Raw genomic sequence first — 19,041 nt, forward strand, 5'->3', positions numbered from 1 at the left:
CTTAAGTTAACACGACGGGTGACACGAAGGATGTCGTCGTTGGCTTCTGCATTGATGGGGAGCTCTGCCTCTCCGTGGAAGTGGAGCAATTCTTGTGCGTGGACGATGGCTTTTCGAAGTTCTTCTGGCGTACGATCGGTCAGTGCGTCGATTACTTCCGGGGGAAGTCCTTCCGGGGGTGTCGGACGCTCCGAGGAACGAGTCATAGACAGAGATCGAGTCCGCACTCATATAATGGATCTGTGGTTGAGACAGCTCCGAAGGTGTGGTGGTCGGACTGTGCTTTGGATGTGTTCTCCAGACTTATGCCCACCAAAACAACAAAAAAAATTGATCCTCAACTTGTCATAACCTCGGATGATGTGTTTGATGCGTGCCTTCTATTTTCCACTTAAATATATGGAATAATATACATTCTCTAGCATCGATTTCTATTTTTCATTGAATCCGCAGAGCTCGTTCGAGAGATACACCAGACGACACAAATCCGTACGCAACCGAGAACGACTATGATCGAGTCGCTCCTCCGAATTGACGTCGTCCTCTTCGTTCTCATCGGCGTGCTCGGCGGCGCACACTGTATCGGGATGTGTGGGCCGTTAGTGACGATGTACTCGAAACAAATGACGCCGCAGCCCGATGGCGGAACGGTGACAGCCAACGACGGGCGTGCCGGTCATCTCACGACCTACGAGGTTCGCCAGCACTTCCTGTTCAACGTCGGCCGAGCGACGACATACGCAATTCTCGGGACTCTCTTCGGCGCGCTCGGAAGTGTCGTGTTCGTCACCGCTGACCAGCTGACACCGATCGCCGACCTCCTGCGAGGTGTTGTCGGTCTTGCGGTCGGAGGGTTCATTGTGGCGACAGGCGTTCGATATGTGATTGGAGGAAGCGGAGGCGATATTCGAATACCCGGCGTCCAGCGCGTTACGTCGTGGCTCGCAACGAGAGTCCATCGGCACGTCAACAGCCCGAGTATTGTTGGGCTCGGGGCCGTCCACGCGTTTCTTCCCTGCCCGATGCTGTATCCCGCGTATCTGTTCGCCTTCGCGAGCGGCTCCCCGACCACCGGTGGAATCGCTCTCGGTGCCCTCGGTATTGGGACGATTCCGGCCGTCTTCCTCTATGGGACGATTATCCAGTCGATCGACGTTGCCCACCGGCGACGCGTTCATCGGCTACTCGGTGTGGTGTTCGTCGTGCTGGGGTACGTGATGTTCGCGCACGGATTGATGGCACTCGGTGTTCACCTCCCACATCCGATGTTCCCGCATTACCAGCCCCTCGGGGGCGCGATGGGGCACTGACCGAGCACTGGACTTTTTTGTGGCTCGATACAGGCGACGGGCTCCAATCAACAACTACGATGCGGAAAACGACGGTAGCTGGCCTCCCGGAACCCAAGAACTGTCACGCGGTGGCCACTCGTTCGAGGTCGGCGACGAGCCGTTCGATGTCGGTTCGCGGGCCCCGTGGGTACGCCCGCTCGATGATCCCTTGCTTATTGGCGAGGATGATGAGCCCGTAGTGCGGGAAGCGATACTCTAGGTTCTCGATGTCATCTGCCGGCTGCTTCTCGATCTTCAGACCGAAGTGCTCGTCGTGTATCTCTTGGGCCCGCTCGTAGGTCTCTGGGCGGAGGAAGTGCCAGTTACCCGCGTCGAGGTCAACCCCCTGCTGCCCGGCGTACTCGCGGAGGGCCTCGGCGGTGTCGCGCTCGGGATCGAACGTGATGGGGAGAAACGCGACTTGATCACCGTACCCCTCCTCGGCGGCGGCCTCCTGTCCGCGACGGAGCCGGAGAATGAGTGCTGGATACACTCCGTCCGGACAGTTGGTGTAAAATGACGTCCACAGCACCGCGCGCTCGCCCTCGAACTGGTCCGTCGATATCTCCTCGCCGTGGATCGGGTCGGGGACGGTGAACTCGGGCATGTTGTCACCGTAGCTCGGGAATGACGCCTCGCTGAGGTCTCGCTCCGGCGGTCCGAGAACGGTTCCTTCGGCGCCACTACTGCCAAGGACACCAAGACAACCGGCAGTGCCGGCGGTGACTCCCGCGACGCCGGCCGTTTTACAGAAACTCCGTCGGTCCATAGGTTCGCGTATCGGTCCCGCGGTCTTGAGGTATCTGGTGTGACCCTCGAACGCGTCGACTGCGTCCGATCCGGGCGGGTCCAGTCAGTCGGCTCCTTATTCGAAGAGGCTGTCGACGGTCCGAATGAACCGGTCGACGAGCCGATCTGGCAGCGAGGGCGACACCACCTCAAGCAACTCAGCCATGCGGTCCGGGCGGGTCAGCGTGATCGTCATCGGGCGGTCGTCGGACTTCGTGACGATTCCAGCGTCGCTGAGGTTCGAGACGTGCCACGAGACCGTGCTCCGCGCGAGGTCCAATTCTGTGGTTAGTGTTTCCGGGCGAAGAGGACCGTCCGCATGGAGCCGCAGTACGATCTCGCGGGCGGTCTCACGTCGAAGGAACGCGAGCGCACATCGTTCCCACGGGTCGAAGGTGGGATCGAAGTAGTGAGCTCGACCAGCGATCCGTTCGACGACCAACTCCTCGTCGTTCACCAGTCGTCGGAGATGATACTGCGCCTGTCCGGTGGCGATGTCCAGATCGCGTTCCACCTGGTTGAAGTGGACGCCGGGCGTCTCGCGGACGTGTCGTCGCACCCGATCTCTGGTCGTCGCCATCGTGTGTATTCGCCCGTAATCGGCTGAGAGATAAAACCTGTCGGGGCGTTCTCCTCGCACGGGAACGTTTCGCCCCGTGTCTTCTTATCACTTCGAACGCATACTGACCAGTGTCGTGATCGCATCGCTCATCTCCCGGGCCGTCTTCCCGGCGCTCGTGCCACTCACCGTCCAGGGGTCGCCCGTGCTGCTGGCCGTCATCGCATGCGCCGGGATCGGAACCGGTGTGTTGTTTCTCGTGAGTTTCGTCGCGTATCGACGCCGCCGGACCGGCCAGTACCGACTAATCAGCGCCGCGGTCGGTGTGCTTGTCCTGCGGTCGCTGGTCGGTGCCGGGACCGTGTTGGGGATCGTCCCGATGCCGGTTCATCACTTCGTCGAACACAGCCTCGATTTCCTGATCGCCGCGATGGTTCTCTACGCGGTGTACGCGTACGCGCCGGGCTCACTAAGTGACAGCTCCACTGCGGACTGACTCGACCAGACCCAATCGCAACTGTGCCCGCGCTGTGACAATCGGTGACCGCCTCTCTCCCGATCCGTCCGGTTCGTCCACTCAGTTTTCCGATTGTCGAATCCCTTCGATCAGGGTGCGGTCGATCTCTTCGTAATCAAACATCTGGCCGCCGTGGGTGTCGATGAACGATTGGGCCTCCTCTTGGTCCGAGAACGGGTGGAGCGCCGGGCCCATCCCACCCATCACGTCGCTTTCGGCGACGTAGAGGAGGTCGGTCGCGTCGGCGAACGTCTCCGGTGCCGTCGGCGACAGCATTCGCAGTGCACCGTCACGCTGCCGCACGGTGTACTCGACGCGCGAGAAGTCGGTTACGTAGACGACGACCGGCTCCCAGCCGCGGTCCAGCCGATCGAAGTGGTAGGGAAAGAGGCTGTGGACGAGGGTGTGGAACCACGCCGGGTTGCCCTCGTCCCGCGGATCGGCGTCTCGGTAGAAGATCTGTCCGTTTGCGCCCCCGTGGGGGCCGATCGCCATCCCGTGGTCAGTGTCGAACTCTCCCTCAAGATCTACCGGGTCGGGGAGCGCTTCCTCGGAGGCGCTCCCGCCGAGACAGCCGGCGAGTCCGGTGACCGCACCGCCGATCCCGGCAGCGATGACGCGGCGTCGGTTCATACCCATGCTTTCGCTCACCTGATCATATCCGTTCTGGTGGGAACGTCGAATTCGCCTCACACAACGATTGGGTGCGTTGATGCCGCGAAGGGAACGGACGACTCGAATTCCGATACGATCCCGCGACCGGATTCCTCACTCCGCGAACCGGAATCGGCTCCGTTCGATTGCGGTACTCATGCGCTCCCGGAAGGCGAGCGTTCCGACCGAATCGAGGCTTCCGAAGAGCGTCCACCCCGCAAGCGAGCCGACCGCCCGGCCGACGTCGACGACGTTCCCCTCCTGCGCGAACGAAACGCCGATCACGGTCTCGAAGACGAGCCCTCGGAAGGCTCCGTTCGGCATGAGCGCGGCTCGTCCGGCGACTGTCGACGGGTCGGCACCAGCCATCAACGACTGAATGAGCGCTAGGTCGCCGCCGAGCGTACCAACGAGGAACGCGAGGACCGCGAGCGCGGCCGCGCCCCGCCGGCTCGTCGCTGCTGCCGACACCCACATCGACAGGGCGAGGAACGCCGCTCCGAACAGCGTGATCAGTGCGAGAAAACGGACGTACAGCAGCGGCGAGTCGACGCCCGCGTGGGTCGCGAAGATTCCGGTGTCAGGGGCGGCGGTCAGCCAGACGTAGCCGCCGATCACGGCGAATGGGAGACCGACGACCGCAACCAACGCGACCAGCCGTGCAAGCAGGACGCCGACGACGTAGCCCACGACGCCAACCGGATACGTCCGGATCACGGCGAACTCGCCGCTGACCGCGTCCGCCAACAGCGCCCGATACCCCAGCACGACCGCGAGCAGCGGCACCAGCAGCTCGGCCGGCAGGAGAAGGTCGACAACCGCCGGAACGAACCCCGTCGCGCCACCGCCACCGACGGCGACCAGAAGCCAGAGCACGGCGAGTAAGCCGACAGCGAGGACGCCGTAGCCAGGCGTGCGCAGGACTGTCGCGAGCTCTCGCCGGAACACGGTCCCCGCGCCGGCAAACGCGTCGGTCACGCCGAGATCTCCGGTCATCGTTCGGATACCCCCGTCACGTGAACGTCGCGATCGCTGTCGTCGCCGGACCCGCTTCGCTCGTCTTCGGCCGCCGCACCGCTTCTCGCTGGGTCACCGTCGTCGGCGGTCTCGGACAGGGTAGCGTCGCGTCTCGCGGCCTCGTACAGCGCCGCAGTCGTGTCGACGCTGTACTCGTCGCGGAGGGCGTCGAGGTCGCCGGCGGCTACAACCTGTCCGCGGGCGAGCATGACGACGCGATCAGCGTGGGCATCGACGAGGTCGAGATTGTGTGTACTCACGACGACCGTCACGTCGTCGGTCGCGTGGGTGGCCGCAGTCCGGAACGCCCGCTCGCGCATTCCGGGGTCGAGCCCGCTGGCCGGCTCGTCGAGCACGACGAGCGGCGGATCGCCCAGCATCGCCTGTGCGATGCCGAGAAGCCGCTGCATCCCGCCCGAGAGATCCTCGATCGGTTTGTCGGCGGCGTCCGACAGTCCGACCGACGCGAGCGCGGCGTCGGGGTCACCCTCGACCAGTCGCGCGTAGAACGCGAGCGTTTCCCGAGCGGTGAATCCCTCGCGGAACGGAACCCGCTGAGGGAGGTAGCCGATCGACTTCCTGCCCCTGTCCTCGGCGTTCGGCCGTTGGACCTGCCCGGTGGTCGGGGGGACAGTCCCTGCGAGCGCACCGAGCAGCGTCGACTTTCCGGAGCCGTTCGGCCCGATCACCGCGGTGAGTCCCGGTCCGAACACGAGCGACACCGAGTCGAGCACCGGCACGCCGCCGTACGTCCGGGTGAGGGCGTCGACGACCACGCGATCGGGTTCAGCACCGTCGACCGGTAACTCGGAGTCGGGCGTTCCCTCTGTCGGCGAGCGCTCGGTCACGGAGACGCCTCCTCGACCGTCGCCCGTTCGTTCGCCTCGATGCCCCAGCGCAGTCGCGTTGCGTTTCGGTCGTCCGCGGTCATAGGTTGGTCGTCAAGTTGCCGAGCAGCATGGCTGCGGTCATCGATCTGCGCCCGCCAGTCGGCGTGGACCGCCGTCCCGTTCGGGTCTGCGGCCGCTGCGACCCGATCGGGAGCGTACGGCTCCGGTGCCGGCGCCGGATCGATGATACTCCCAGAACGCGCCCCCGCGACGGTGCCACGGAGCCGTTCGAGAAGTTCGTTCACCGGCGACTCGCGGAGCGCAACGACGGCCGGTTCCCGGTGGAGGGCGGCGTCGATCGGCGACGTCGGGCGGTAGGCGCGCACGCCCGGCTCGTGGAGTCCTGCGTTCGCTCCCTCCCAGTAGTTGCCGCGGTCGCCGCCGCCCCACACGCGCAGTGGTCCCGCTCCCGCCCCGGCGTGGCGGTCGTTCCCTACAAAGTCGTTTGCGACCACACGGCTCGCGGGCACGACCGTCGTCGCTCGCGCGCCCTCTTCATTCTCCACGACGACGTTGTGCTCGTATAGCGAGCCGCGAGAGCTGGTGGAAAAGCCCAGACCGTTGTGTGCGAGCGTGTTGTAACCGATGTACGTCAGCGTGCCGGATGACTGTATCCCGGCCGCTGAGCCGCGCACGTCGTTGCCGACGATCGCGTTGCGGGCAGGTCGAGTCATTACGGTGATCCCCGCGAAGATTTCGTCCCGGAACGAGTTGTCCGCGATCAGGGCGTCGCCGGTGTACATGAGATGGACGCCGTAACGGTTCTCTCTGAACGTCGAGTTTCTGACAATCGATCCGTCGGCGCGGTGAAGGTATATCCCGTCACGACCGTTCGTGAACGTCCCGTTGGTGACCGTGACTTGAGACTCCATTCCGGTGATTCCCATGAAGCCGTCGTTCCACTCGGCCGTTCCGTTGACCTCGATATCACGGATCACCGCGTCTGATCCGTCCCGCAGAAGGACGCCGCTCGCGTTCGTGTCGATCGTCACGTCGTCTATGAACAGCCCCGGCGCGCCGAGTCCGCGGATCCCGGCGTCGCCGTAGCCGTATCCGAGTTGGATGTTCGTGTCCCACGACTCCGTCTCGTTCCCCTGCGCGGCCTCTTCAGCCCGTCGTTGGGCCGCTTCGGGATCTCGGGTCCGATTACCGGTACCGTCGATCGTCAGTCCCGTGACCGCGACGTTTGGAGCCCGAACGGTGATCACCGAACCGTTTCCGTCGCCGCTAACGTGTGCGCCTTCGCCGGCGATCGTGAGGGGTTTCGTGATATTGATTCGCTCCTCGTAGGATCCTGACGGCACGACGACCGTCGTGTTCGGCGGGGCGGCCTCGACCGCGGCCGAAATCGTCTCGGCGTCCTCACTGACGGTTACCGAGACGGGGCGGTCGGCGGTTCGCTCTGCGGCTGTGACCCGTCTGTCCGCCACCTCCCACCGTTCCGGTGCCATCGCCCGCGCGACCGCCCCGGAGTCGACGTCGAACGATCGCGTCCGAAGTTCCGCCCAACCGACGATTTCCCCGCCGTGACTCCTGGTAAACGCTGTTGCCGCGTCCCGAGAGGAAAACGGGGTAACCGTCTTGCCAGCCGGTGTCCGAGCCTCACTGCCGACAACGTAGACCGCTTCTTCGGCGGGCGTCCACGACGACGGTCTCGATTCGGCCGCTGTGAACAACCCCGTCTCAGTCGTCCCCGGCTCGGTTCCATCGAAGGTTTCGACGTACGCGACGAGCGGATAGCCGAACCGACGCTCGGTGTAGCCATCGTCGAGTCGATCGACGAAGGACTCGACGCCGTTGTATCCAATGACGTACTGGAGCTGCGAGTAAAACACCTGAACGCGCGGGATTCGGCCGGAGTCGGACATTAGCGAATCCGTTTCCGTAGACAGCCCGAGCTCGACGGTATCATCGTACGCGACGGGGTCAGGGGCGTTCGCCGCAGGGTCGGCAAGAAACGCTCCAGCGACGACGAGCCCGACGATGGCCGCGAATACGACAACCCAGGCAAGCACAGCCCGCGATCGGTCGCTGTACGGGTCGAGAATCGCCACGAAACAGGTACACGTCGTCGGGATATATCTGATCTGGTTCGATTTTCGAATACGAGCTCCTGTTAGTTGTGAACAAAAGCATCATACATCCTGTTTTTCGAAGGCTGGATCTCGTAACGCCTAGGACCATTCTTGTATGAGTAATTCTAATGAATCTTATTCCACGACGAATTTTCGAATGCGTTCGGTCTGTGAAGCGTATCAGCTAGGGATTTCCATCCGAAATGAACTCAAAGAGACAGATCTCGTTACCGTGTTCGAGAATCTCGGTCACGCGATAGACGCGATCGAAGACGGGTATCCAGCGTGGCATCCCGCCCCACTCTCCTTTCGCGCGATGGTCCTCTCGTTCGTGTTCATGGAGATAACGGGTGACTCGTACGCCGAGTTTTCTCGACGACTCACCCGGCAACCGGAAGTAGCGACTATCCTCGACTTCAGTCGAATACCCGACGAATCAGCGTTCTCGCGGGCGTGGCGGAACCGGTTCGACGACGCGGTTCACGAGTACGTCCACGCTGCCGCTCACTTCGTTGTCAAAGAAGTCCATGATCGCAACATCTCAGCGCCCGAAGTCCGGCCAAAGGCAGAGATCGTCGACGATACTGAGGAAGCCGCAGACCCAGTAGAGGACGAATCATTCTCACAGGAGAAGATCATCCAGATGACGCGCCTCGCACGTGATCACGCCTTCGGACACTTCGACTCGGATCGGGCGTCGAACGCCTCGTACGAGGACACGCAATTCTTCGAGTTACAGACGTTCATGGGGATGGTCTGCTGTGGCACCGCACAGGGAGCGACCCGCTTCCAGTACCGACGTGGTGAAGAGTACGGCCCCCACGGTGACACCCACCTCCGCGCTGTCAAACAGTTCGACTCTGACGAGCTCGTGGACGGCTTCAACGAGGCGACGGATCGCTTGCTCTCCGTGATCGCCTCGGAAGCATCGTTCCGCCGGCCAGTCACTGCCGCGATCGATATCACGACTATTCCTTACTATGGAGAAGTCGCAGGAATGTCGATGGTCAGCGGGACGCAGGACAGGGACGGTCGAGCGTTCAAATTTGCGACCCTCTCGATCATCGGGCAAAACATACCGCTCGTTCTAGCGGTTGAGCCGGTCCGAGAGAGCTCTGAGTGGGACGACAACCCGTCGAATCAGATCCATCGTACTGTGCGACGATTGGTTCGACGAGCTAAAGAGTACGTTCCAATCGAGACAGTGCTGTGTGACCGGGAGTTCGACTCGATACAAGTGTTCCAGACACTCTCAAACTTTGATGTGAATTACCTCATTCCGAAGCGGGTCTCCAGCTCCGAACGGGATGTACTCGAACAAATGGAGGAAGACGACCAAGAGGTGGCTGTCGAGTCGGCTTCTGTCCATGTAGAATCTGGATCGCATCCAATGCGGCTCCTGTACGTGCCGTCGACGAGTGGTGAGGGGACGGCCGTCTTCGCGACGAATATCCGAGTCGGACCCGACGAGGCCGAGACCTTCTGTCGACGCTACAGCCGCCGGTGGCAGATCGAGAGCGAGTACAAATCGATCAAAGGTGACTTTCTCGCCAAGACCTCCTCGAAAGACTACCGCGTACGCTTGTTCTACTTCGTGTTCGCGGTCCTCTTGTACAATATCTGGCGGCTCACCGACTTCCTGCTGAAAGCGGACATCGACGGCGAGATGGACTACGCACCTGTGATTACTGCGGGTGAGTGTGTTGAGCTCGTTGCCTCGGCGTTGATCCCGCACGACTAATCGGCTGAGTTCTCGCTGGGTCCGCCGCTCAAGAGTGACAACCGTATTCAGCAGCGCCAAAATCCACGCAATTTCGTACGCTCGTCCGGTAGTTCGAGAGTAAGGATTCAAAATCGATCCCCGACTGCTGAGAATCACCACGACTTGATGACGATTCGATCCAAAACTAGCCTATCCTCCGAAACTGTGGGCAACTACACGCCTCAGTTTTAGTATAGCTACATATAATTTATAAATCAGATTTCTTGCTATTAACACTGCTACTGTCGGAATTCGGTACTTCAGGCAAATACGCATCTGGGCGTGATTACACGAATAATCAGGACCAAATTTTAGTACCCCGCCGCTGTCGGTGAAGCACGAATGCTGCAATCGGCTCAGAAAGACGCTTCCGGGGTAGAGCCACCACGAACGGGGTTCGAGATTTCTCTGGGTCGCCTCAGCCGAATCCGTGGAGATGGCGAGGGAGTCCTCGTGAGAGACCAGATGCCTGTGACCCATTCTCCGCACGTCCATTGCCGGCAGATGAATATTTAGGCCTATTCCGAATTACATATAATATTTTTATAGTAGTGGTCCGTGATACGGCATATGAACCGCGAGACGGATAGTACGAATTTGTCTGGGGCAGCTATTTCTCTTTCAATACCCCCTTCAGATCCGACTTTATTCAAACACAAGGCGACGAGCGATGTCCTTCTCTTTTTAACAAATCACCGATTCAGTGACTTCTCACTGCGAGAACTCGCGACACAGATCGGTCACTCACACCAGTCCGTCCGGCGGGCAGTGAACGTTCTCAGCGCGAACGACCTGGTCGTCGAATCGCCCGAGAGCAACCAGCGACTCGTCCAGATCAACAGACAGCGTCTGTCAATTCCAGACGATCCGATCCTCCGGATTCCCCAACCAGAGTATCACCAACCCGTCAAAGCTGCGGTTACGGAGCTCCGTGAGAACATCAACGATGTCATCGGCATCATCCTCTATGGGAGTGTGGCTCGGGGCGAGGCTGACAGACGGAGTGATATCGATCTCTGGGTGCTAACCCGTTCTGAGCGGGCCGAAAGCCAACGAGAAGCGAACGCCATTGCCCGTGATCTCGAAGACACGGAGTTCGATGGTGACCGATATGCCTACGATATCGATGTTGAGGCCGTCCAGGCGATCCCGGCGTACACTGAAGACATCCGGGAGATCATCGTTTCGGGGATTCCGGTCTACAAGACGAGTGACTTCGAAACCGTCGAGAACCTCCTCTTGGAGGAAGGGGTCGCCGATGAGTAACGGCTCGGACCCGGCTGCTGTGCTCACAGCACTCGACCGCGCCAGGATGCCTTCGAGATGGTCGGACGCGGTCGAACAGCGTTCGAGGACGGGATTAGTGCCGACGAAGATTGGAAGACACAGCTGACGAAAGCGTGCCGCCTCCTCGAGGTCGTTGACACGCTTCAGTCACAGGATGGGTACTACACGGCCGTCATCGAGGTCTGTTTCGGCGCAATTGAACGGTCGATCGAGGCATACGCGCTCGCGATGACGAACGATACGCTTCAGGACTTTCAGGACCACCAGTTCAGCTACGAGCGTGCCCACCAGATAGGGCTGTTTGAGCGGGAGACTGCAGAGGAGATGAAGGACCTCTATAGCGAAAACCGGACAGAGAGTTATTACGGCGGCGGGCGTCCAGCCCAAGAACAGGCGGAAGCAATGACTGATCTCGCCAACGCTGTCCATCAGTTTGCAGTAAGCCAAATTCGGGAAGGCGGCGTCTGTCTGTGTGACTGACTACGTTTCAACATTTCAAGAGAGCATGGACCGGAATACACCGACGGAACGGGTCCCGGGGACCTCACTTTCTCAGTCGTTCGAGCGCTACCTCCAGGACAAGGGAAAAGGCCGCGGGGGCGACGGCGGGAACTACCGACGGAACGCCGCTCGCGAACTCGAGCGGTTCGCCGAGTGGGCCGCCGGCGATCGGGGTAACGACGACTGGACTGGGATCGTCCCCGACAACGCCGACCGCGACCCCACCTTCGGGGACCTCGACGAACGCGTCTTCCGCGAATACGCCCGGCATCTCGCTGGTGACCGTGGCCTCAAACAGAACACCGTTCAAACCTATTACCGCTATATCTCTGCATGGTGTGGCTGGTGTGTCAACGAGGGCTATCTCGAGGCGCACTACGCCCAGCGGGCGAGTGCGATGGCGCCGCTGCCGGAGGACGACGGCCGCAAGCCCGGCGACCAGCAGGCCTGGACATCCGAACAGCGCCACGCCCTCACCCGCTACGTCGACGAACGGGCCCGCGACGCCGTCGAGGCGTACACGGCACTCCCGGAGGATACTGACCCACTCGACAAGCAGCGAGCACGCTACGAGGCGCTGAAGGCGGCTCGTGACCGGGCTCTGGTGTTCGTCCTCGCCTACACCGCCGTTCGAGTTGGGGAGCTACTACGAGATCCGAACGACCCGCGTCGGCGCGGCGTCCGCTGGGAGGACCTCTCGCTCGACGACGGGAGTATGGACGTCTATCGGAAGAAACAGCAGTGGGACGCCGCGAGTCTCCCCGACCCGGTGATCTCGCCGCTGCGGAGCTACCGCAAGCTGATGGACCCGCCGACGGAGCGCTGGCCGGTGTTTCCGACGTTCGACCAACGGACGCTTGCGAGGCTCGTTCAGGATGAGCTCGAAGACCGGGGAGAACGCCCAGAAGCAATTACTGAGCGCCGTGAAGAATACGCTCGCGACCTGTTACTGGCGCTCGATGAGGACATTCGGCCGCCGTCGATTACGACGGACGGCGCACGGTCGATTCTTCAACGCCTCTCGGAGGCCGCAGAGATTGACATCGACCATCCGAAACACAACTATCTTGCTCCGCACGGTGGCCGTCGTGGGATGGGTGAGGTCCTCGTCCGGGCGTTCGGCTACACGGTTGCAGCTCGATATCTCGACAATTCAGAGGAAATGGTGCGGGAGCGGTATTCACACATTGAGGCCGGAGAACTCGGTGATGTTGCAACAGAGGCGCTCTCTGAAATTGATGGGTAATATAGTCCCGAGTGAACGACAGAGATTAACCAGCGATCTGTGCGATCGCGACGGCTTCCCGATAGCACGCGACTGCCAGTAGCAGATATCCTCCGACCAGAAGCGTCCACTCGCGACGCGTCAGCGCCCACTCGCTGGGTGAACAAACGCGTTCGAACTCTTCCCGCTACCGGGGCCCGGACTCCTGATGCCAGAGCATTACACTCCGTGTCGCTACCACGATCGCAACGAACGCCGTGATTTCCATCGGGCCGCTGCGCTCGACGAGTACGGCCAGCGACGGTGCGATGCGTTCGCTCGTCCCGATGGCGAGTGACCCGGTACCCCATATCGCCCCGTATCGAGATGCCTGTATGACCTGGATAACGTAGCCGAGCGGAGTATTCACAGACCTGAAGGTGTTCGCAGTGATGGCAATCAACGAGACAGCTACATTCCATCCAAACAGAGTCAGGAACTCTCGAGAAACACTTCCTGCGTAGTCCGCAGCGGCGGCGGGATTTCCACCGCGCAGGATCTCCTGTGGGAGAAGATAGTAGCTGAGGATCCATGCCGCCGTGAACACGCTCGCGACGACAAGCCACAGGGAAACGAATCGGACGAGGCCATCATCGTGGTTGACGTACCGCCCAATTCGCTCCGAGATTCGACCGACCGACCCGGTCGCTTTCGGCCCTACCATACGGACAGACCGTTGTGGGTATCCGACAGATACGTTAGCGAGCTTCACACTCCCCGGCTAAGCGACGTACTCGGAGTAGTCACGTGGCCGCTTTCGAGTCGGTGTCTGGCGGAAGGCCGGCATCTTGTGGACTTGGTGGGTCGCGGTTTGCGAGGCGATCCGAACCATAGACGACGACCAAGAGGAGTGCGATCAACACAAGCGGGAGAGCACCCGTGATTTCGGCGAGCAGGTTCAGCCACGGGTCTGGCACACCGTTCGGGGTGAGCGCCTCTGGATCAGCAGGATGGAATATCCCCATCGCATTTACGCCTGCGTGGAACACCGCCACGGCGAGAACGCTGCCGCCGGTGCTGTTGTACATCCACGTCCAGAGGATGGAGCCTGCAAGGATGGAGACCATCCAGAGAAGTTGCTGGGAGAGCGGCCAGCCGCCATGGGTGGTCGTTGCGTTCAGGAATAACGGGAGGTGCCAAGCGGCCCACGTGACGCCCACGATAGCGCTTGAGGTCAGCGCGCTGTAGGAGTCCTGCAGGATGGGCAGCATAAAGCCACGCCAGCCGAGATCTTCTTGGCCGCCACCCCACACGGTTCCCCACACCATCGCGAACAGGTAGATGAAGGGTGATTCGAATTCGGTGAGGTCGATTGGACCGCCAGCTAAGACGAACAGCAAGATGCTCAGTGAGAGAATAATCAACGGGAGCCCGAACGCGAGCGCCCACCATTTCGCACCGATTCGCCACTTAAACATCTGGCCGATCCACCTGCGGAGGCTCCCACCGGAAGCCCAGATGACGATCGCCGCGCCGATCGGCGGACCGAAGCCGCCGAAGCCGATCAGGACCGAGTGCGTCCAGGAGGCTTCCATACCCGAATACGCGAGCGCCCGCTTGGATCGTCCAGGTGAACGCATACGCGACCACAACGAAGCTCAGGAGACGATGTCGATCGATCCACGAGCGGAGACTGGCCATACCTCCGATTGGGACACACACCGTAATTAACGGTACTCCCGGGTGCCGAGTTTTCGGCACTACACTCTTCTCAGCGCCTCTCGAACTCTATCGTATGCCTGACAACGTTCTCGTCGCCTTGGACGGCTCCCCGCTTGCCGAGCGTGCACTCATGTACGCACTCGAGACCTTTCCGAACGCCACGATCACCACACTGTACGTAATCAATCCGATTGACTCGGTAATCGACGTGGAGACTGGTGGCTTACCAGTCGCTGAGGATTGGTACGAAAACGCCCAGGAACGCGCCACGAACATTCACACGACCGCGACAGATCTCGCGGCGGAACACGATATTGTGCTCGATACCGTCACCGAAGTCGGGAACCCCCCGCGTGAGATTCTCGACTACGCTGACAGCCACGGCATCGACCAGATCGTTATGGGTAGTCACGGTCGGTCAGGCTTAGACCGGACGTTCCTCGGAAGTGTCGCCGAGACAGTCACTCGCCGAGCACAGATTCCGGTAACGATCATTGGATGATGTCCTCGACTCGTACTCAGATCAGGATCGGACGAATGCTCGTGGCCCACCTAAAACGTGAAATCAAACCAAACCATAGGTGTCGAGAACGTGGCTGTTACTGAATCACCATCTCCCTCGACGTGTACTATCCAGATCGAACGACGGGGTGGTCGTGGGGATGCGGGGGCTCGAGCACTCGAACGCCACCTCAAACGTCTCTCTGGTGTCTCCGACGTAGACATCTCGTTTCGAACAGGGGACGCCCGGATCACCTACGACGGGAGCGTCACCTCGGAAGAAACGATTCGAGACGCTGTCCGCGACCGGAACGTGACGATCCAGGAAGAATCTGAGAGGACGACGGACGATGTGAGCACCCGCTCGGAACTCAGGCGGGAGGCAGCTTTCGTCGGCCTGACGCTCCTCGGGATGGTGACCGGCCTCGTGACGGCATGGCTCGAGGGACCACAGATTCTCATGTGGGCCGGGTACGGCGTCGCATACGTCTTCGGCGGGTGGTACGGGCTCAAAGGCGCAATCGAGACGCTCCGGCACCGTGCGGTCGACATCGACCTGTTGATGATCGTCGCCGCGCTCGGCGCCCTCTCGATCGGCGCTCCGTTCGAGGGCGCGATGCTCCTGTTCCTGTTCTCGCTGTCGAACACACTCCAGCACTACGCGATCGGTCGCTCACGCCGGGCGATCAAGTCGCTCATCGAGATGCGGCCGGACGAGGCGCAGGTCCTCCGCGACGGCGAGGAAGTCACCGTGCCCATCGACGAGGTCGCCGTCGGCGACGTGTTCGTCGTTCGGCCCGGCGACAAAATTCCGCTCGACGGCGTCGTCACGTCCGGCGAGGGGACGGTCGATCAGGCGTCGCTCACCGGCGAATCAGTTCCCGTGCCGAAAGAGCCCGGTGACGAAGTGTTCGGTGGGACGATCAACGAGAGCGGCAGCCTCGAAATCGAGGTCACGCGGCAGGCCCACGAATCAGCAATTAGCCGCCTCATCCACATGGTCGAACGCGCCCAGAGCGAGAAAGCGCCGACACAGCGGCTCATCGACCGCCTTGAGCAGCCGTACGTCCTCGGCGTGTTCGCGCTCACGATCGCGGCGATCGCGATACCTCTCGCTCTCGGAAGCGAGTTCACCAGCACGTTCTACCGCGCGATGACCCTGATGGTCGCTGCCTCGCCGTGTGCGGTCATCATCTCCACGCCGGCGGCGGTCCTGTCAGCGATTGCCTCCGGTGGCCGGCAGGGCGTCTTGTTCAAGGGCGGCGAACACGTTGAGACCGCCGCAAACATCGATGCGGTCGCGTTCGACAAGACGGGCACCCTTACGCGGGGTGAGACGCAGCTGACGGACGTCTTCGTCCGGGACGGCCTCGCGGACGAGTCGCTCACTGCCGATGAGTTGCTCTCGCTCGCAGCCGCCGTGCAGGCCCGCTCGGAGCACCACCTCGCTCGTGCGACCGTCTCGGAAGCCGAAGACCGCACACTCGACATTCCCGACGCGCGGCGGTTTCAGTCAAACGCCGGAAAAGGCGTCCGTGCCGATGTCGACGACGGGACCATCCACATCGGGAATCGAAGTTACATCGAGACGATTCTCGAAGACACTGCGATCGAGGGGCTCGAACCGGGCCTCGATCGGCTTCAGACTCTGGAGGCGGAGGGGAAGACGAGCGTCCTCGTCGCCCGCGAGCACGGTAACGATGTCACAGTACTGGGATGGCTTGCGTTCACCGACACGGTTCGCCCTGGGGCTACAGAGATGATCGAGGACCTCCGGTCGCTCGGCGTGGAGCATATCGTCATGCTGACGGGCGATAACGAACGCGTCGCAGAGCAGATTGCCGACGAAGTCGGTATCGACGAAGTGCAGGCGGAACTGCTGCCGGAAGAGAAGGTGGCAACCATCGAAGATCTGGTTGAGCGATATGAGAACGTGGCGATGGTGGGTGACGGCGTGAACGACGCCCCCGCACTGGCGACAGCGACACTTGGGATCGCGATGGGTGGCGCAGGGACTGACGTTGCCCTCGAGACGGCTGATGTCGTCTTGATGGGTGACGACCTCGGGAAAATTCCCTACGTCCTTGGACTCGGTCGCAGGACCCGCAGGACACTGACGGTCAATCTCACCATCGCCTTCGGTGCGATTGCGGTGATGGTCGGCACAATCCTGCTTCGTGGCATTCCCTTGCCGCTGGCGGTGGTCGGTCACGAGGGATCCACGGTACTCGTTTCCCTGAATGGACTCCGACTCCTTGGGTTCCGTGAGTAGAATATCGAGACTATTCACGCGTTTTCGACAGTGAACAACAAGTCATCACTGACATTGATCCTTACGTGTCGGTGCCAAGCCCAGTCATAATTCTCCCGCTGATCCATCGCTTGTCGACCAAGTACAATCCCAACTGTGGACTGATCAGTGCAGACTCGTGCGATTAGAACGTATCGCCAGCTGAGAGTCCTATCACAGCGTAAAAGAAATAGAGACTGAATATCGTAGAACAGAGGATTATCTGTACCTTCACACGCTCACATAGTTGCCGAATTCGAGATTGCTCTCATTCGTCGGCAAGCTGTACCCCACGCGCAATAACGTACATCAATACGAGACCGGTGCCGATAGCGAGAATGAATTGCGAGACGACGGTGAACACTCCACCGAGTAGGGAATTACCCGCGACCAGTAGTGTGATCAAAAACATAAGAAGCGCAAGCCCCCCGAATAAGACGATGAGACCAGCAAGTGGAAACACCTCTGTGCGAATCTGACTGAGATCCAATTCTCCCGCTTCTTGGTCGATAAACGGCGGCGATGACATACCAGTACCATATAGAACCCAACTTATGAAGAATTGGTACTCAGATTTAACATCATCTCCCACAGAAGGTTCAACGAATGGACGCGCGAAGCTACTCACTGTGATAGCTTGGATAGTGGCAATTCATTGAATAGAGAGGATACCCTCGTGGGGGAGTGAAGTAAGGCAGGGTAGTTCAGACTGCAGTACTGGACTCTTTCCGGGAGGTCATTTCGTCAGGGACGAGTCGATAGAACTCGAATGGAACGTCCTTCACGGGGCGACCGAAGATGTCTACGAGCGGGATGTGGACCTGTCGGAGGCCTTCGAGCGAATCCGTTGCGACCGACGCTTCGGTGGTTTCTTCCAATTGCCCTTTGGCGATGACGCTCTGCCAGTTCTCGTCTTGTTGCCTGTAGACCACGAACGTAACGTGACGACCGGCTACATCTCCCTTGTCACTATCGGGACCGACTGAGAGCCTGAAATAAAAGGTCGTTTCGGACCTATCGTAGCCGTAGGATACGGGGACGGAATGCGGCGATTCGCTGTCCGAACTTGAAAAGGCGATGACGCCGGTGCCGCCGGTACCGAGGAACGCGTTGCGCTCGTCAGGGTCCATCGTTGCCGATTCTGTATCACTCATGGTGGATACTACGAGGGATGTCGGGATAAGTGCCCCCCTGAAACAACACGGACCAGCGGATCTTCGACGTACAACTCGTTGCGTATTCGTCGAGAACAGGGGGTGATGTACGCTCACGTTGTTGACGGGATTCTCTCGTTTTCAGTAAGGGTTATTTCTCTTGGGAGTTTGATGACCGAACCGTCAGGACCGGGAGGGCGGACGTACGAACGACTTTTTCAGTGACGCTTCCCAGCAAGTACCGTTCAAGACCGCTTCGGCCGTGGGTCCCCATCACGATTAAATCGATGTCGTTCGCATCGACGTAGGAGTGGATCTCTCGATACGGGGGGCCGTATTTGACAGCCGTTTCGCCTTTTGAGAGAGGCCTGAGTCGCTTTGTTTTCTACACTGTCGACGGCCGACTGTGCTGCTCCCTCAAGCAACTCAAACACCTCTGCCGACTGGAAATCAACCCCCATTGCTATCGGTTCGACGACTGAGAGGTCGTGAAGACGGGCGTGGCTCTGTTAAAATCCTCAACCGCTGATACAAACCACGTGTTGAATACAGAGCCCGAGTCTTGTACTGAGTTATCCTCGGATTCGATCAGACCGGATCGGTCAATACAGTCCAAAGAACGACCGATCCGCGATGCGGTGGCGCGCCTGTGAGCGCCCGCAGGGCGCGAGACGGAGCGCGAGGGACGCCGCGAACGAAGTGAGCGGCGAGGCTGGGGAGGCGTGAGGTGCGGAGCTGTGCGGTTACGGGGTGGGACTCAAAGGGGCTGCCGTGAGGGCGACGGCGGC

The 19,041-nt window shown here is 60.6% G+C and carries 19 protein-coding genes and 1 pseudogene; 8 read left to right on the forward strand and 12 right to left on the reverse strand.

Annotated elements, in window-relative coordinates; all coding sequences use genetic code 11:
* Positions 1-206, reverse strand: a pseudogene (locus tag GJ633_RS17650) (hypothetical protein); the annotation flags it as partial.
* Positions 207-509: 303 nt separating this feature from the next.
* Between GJ633_RS17650 and GJ633_RS05620 the strand changes: the two are divergent.
* The gene (locus tag GJ633_RS05620) at positions 510-1,310 is read left to right on the forward strand and encodes a sulfite exporter TauE/SafE family protein (RefSeq protein WP_156587885.1); all 801 of its coding nucleotides are present in this window, start codon (positions 510-512) and stop codon (positions 1,308-1,310) included.
* Between the two features lie 103 nt (positions 1,311-1,413).
* Here GJ633_RS05620 and GJ633_RS05625 read toward each other — a convergent pair whose 3' ends face one another.
* Together GJ633_RS05625 and GJ633_RS05630 are read right to left on the reverse strand one after the other, a co-directional pair.
* Positions 1,414-2,100 carry an SCO family protein gene (locus tag GJ633_RS05625; protein WP_156587887.1) on the reverse strand — a complete coding sequence of 229 codons (687 nt, stop codon included), beginning with the start codon at positions 2,098-2,100 and terminating at the stop codon, positions 1,414-1,416.
* 96 nt (positions 2,101-2,196) lie between these two features.
* Positions 2,197-2,700: a helix-turn-helix domain-containing protein gene (locus tag GJ633_RS05630; RefSeq protein WP_156587889.1), complete on the reverse strand. Its 504-nt coding sequence runs from the start codon at positions 2,698-2,700 to the stop codon at positions 2,197-2,199.
* Positions 2,701-2,857: 157 nt separating this feature from the next.
* Between GJ633_RS05630 and GJ633_RS05635 the strand changes: the two genes are divergently transcribed.
* Positions 2,858-3,175 (forward strand): hypothetical protein, encoded by a 318-nt coding sequence (locus tag GJ633_RS05635; protein ID WP_394351130.1) that lies wholly within the window; start codon positions 2,858-2,860, stop codon positions 3,173-3,175.
* An 81-nt stretch (positions 3,176-3,256) separates the two neighbouring features.
* Here GJ633_RS05635 and GJ633_RS05640 read toward each other — a convergent pair whose 3' ends face one another.
* The 4 genes from GJ633_RS05640 to GJ633_RS05655 all read right to left on the reverse strand — a co-directional run bounded on the left by GJ633_RS05640 (position 3,257) and on the right by GJ633_RS05655 (position 7,811).
* On the reverse strand, positions 3,257-3,829 hold the full coding sequence (locus GJ633_RS05640) for a nitrous oxide reductase accessory protein NosL (protein ID WP_156587891.1): 573 nt from the start codon (positions 3,827-3,829) through the stop codon (positions 3,257-3,259).
* Positions 3,830-3,964: 135 nt separating this feature from the next.
* Complete coding sequence (locus GJ633_RS05645; RefSeq protein ID WP_394351131.1) at positions 3,965-4,828, reverse strand: copper ABC transporter permease; 864 nt, start codon at positions 4,826-4,828, stop codon at positions 3,965-3,967.
* Positions 4,829-4,842: 14 nt separating this feature from the next.
* Positions 4,843-5,643 (reverse strand): ABC transporter ATP-binding protein, encoded by an 801-nt coding sequence (locus GJ633_RS05650; RefSeq protein WP_321168928.1) that lies wholly within the window; start codon positions 5,641-5,643, stop codon positions 4,843-4,845.
* A 68-nt stretch (positions 5,644-5,711) separates the two neighbouring features.
* On the reverse strand, positions 5,712-7,811 hold the full coding sequence (locus GJ633_RS05655) for a NosD domain-containing protein (protein ID WP_321168925.1): 2,100 nt from the start codon (positions 7,809-7,811) through the stop codon (positions 5,712-5,714).
* Between the two features lie 178 nt (positions 7,812-7,989).
* Between GJ633_RS05655 and GJ633_RS05660 the strand changes: the two genes are divergently transcribed.
* The 4 genes from GJ633_RS05660 to GJ633_RS05675 all read left to right on the forward strand — a co-directional run bounded on the left by GJ633_RS05660 (position 7,990) and on the right by GJ633_RS05675 (position 12,628).
* Positions 7,990-9,573, forward strand: a complete 1,584-nt coding sequence (locus tag GJ633_RS05660; RefSeq protein WP_156587896.1) for a transposase — start codon at positions 7,990-7,992, stop codon at positions 9,571-9,573.
* A gap of 591 nt (positions 9,574-10,164) precedes the next feature.
* The gene (locus tag GJ633_RS05665) at positions 10,165-10,860 is read left to right on the forward strand and encodes a nucleotidyltransferase domain-containing protein (RefSeq protein ID WP_156587898.1); all 696 of its coding nucleotides are present in this window, start codon (positions 10,165-10,167) and stop codon (positions 10,858-10,860) included.
* 57 nt (positions 10,861-10,917) lie between these two features.
* The gene (locus GJ633_RS05670; protein WP_156587900.1) at positions 10,918-11,361 is read left to right on the forward strand and encodes a DNA-binding protein; all 444 of its coding nucleotides are present in this window, start codon (positions 10,918-10,920) and stop codon (positions 11,359-11,361) included.
* Positions 11,362-11,386: 25 nt separating this feature from the next.
* Entirely contained in the window at positions 11,387-12,628 is a 1,242-nt protein-coding gene (locus GJ633_RS05675) for a phage integrase SAM-like domain-containing protein (protein ID WP_156587914.1), read from the forward strand.
* Between the two features lie 166 nt (positions 12,629-12,794).
* Here the strand turns inward: GJ633_RS05675 and GJ633_RS05680 are convergent, their stop codons facing one another.
* Together GJ633_RS05680 and GJ633_RS05685 are read right to left on the reverse strand one after the other, a co-directional pair.
* Positions 12,795-13,310, reverse strand: coding sequence for a hypothetical protein (locus tag GJ633_RS05680; protein WP_231741245.1), 516 nt, complete (start codon positions 13,308-13,310; stop codon positions 12,795-12,797).
* A gap of 79 nt (positions 13,311-13,389) precedes the next feature.
* Positions 13,390-14,181 (reverse strand): CPBP family intramembrane glutamic endopeptidase, encoded by a 792-nt coding sequence (locus GJ633_RS05685; protein WP_197431251.1) that lies wholly within the window; start codon positions 14,179-14,181, stop codon positions 13,390-13,392.
* 200 nt (positions 14,182-14,381) lie between these two features.
* Between GJ633_RS05685 and GJ633_RS05690 the strand changes: the two genes are divergently transcribed.
* Both GJ633_RS05690 and GJ633_RS05695 read left to right on the forward strand, forming a co-directional pair.
* A complete protein-coding gene (locus GJ633_RS05690; RefSeq protein ID WP_156587904.1) occupies positions 14,382-14,810 on the forward strand; it encodes a universal stress protein in 429 nt (142 codons plus the stop codon).
* A 90-nt stretch (positions 14,811-14,900) separates the two neighbouring features.
* On the forward strand, positions 14,901-17,081 hold the full coding sequence (locus GJ633_RS05695; protein ID WP_321168926.1) for a heavy metal translocating P-type ATPase: 2,181 nt from the start codon (positions 14,901-14,903) through the stop codon (positions 17,079-17,081).
* Between the two features lie 286 nt (positions 17,082-17,367).
* On the opposite strand, the gene GJ633_RS05700 is transcribed toward GJ633_RS05695, so the two are convergent.
* From GJ633_RS05700 to GJ633_RS05710, 3 genes are all read right to left on the reverse strand, one after another.
* On the reverse strand, positions 17,368-17,628 hold the full coding sequence (locus tag GJ633_RS05700; protein WP_156587906.1) for a hypothetical protein: 261 nt from the start codon (positions 17,626-17,628) through the stop codon (positions 17,368-17,370).
* Between the two features lie 175 nt (positions 17,629-17,803).
* A complete protein-coding gene (locus GJ633_RS05705) occupies positions 17,804-18,253 on the reverse strand; it encodes a pyridoxamine 5'-phosphate oxidase family protein (RefSeq protein ID WP_156587908.1) in 450 nt (149 codons plus the stop codon).
* 151 nt (positions 18,254-18,404) lie between these two features.
* Positions 18,405-18,569, reverse strand: coding sequence for a universal stress protein (locus GJ633_RS05710; protein WP_394351132.1), 165 nt, complete (start codon positions 18,567-18,569; stop codon positions 18,405-18,407).
* Positions 18,570-19,041 lie beyond the last annotated feature (472 nt).

The organism is Halorubrum sp. CBA1125 (assembly GCF_009742825.1).
Classification (GTDB): Archaea; Halobacteriota; Halobacteria; order Halobacteriales; family Haloferacaceae; genus Halorubrum.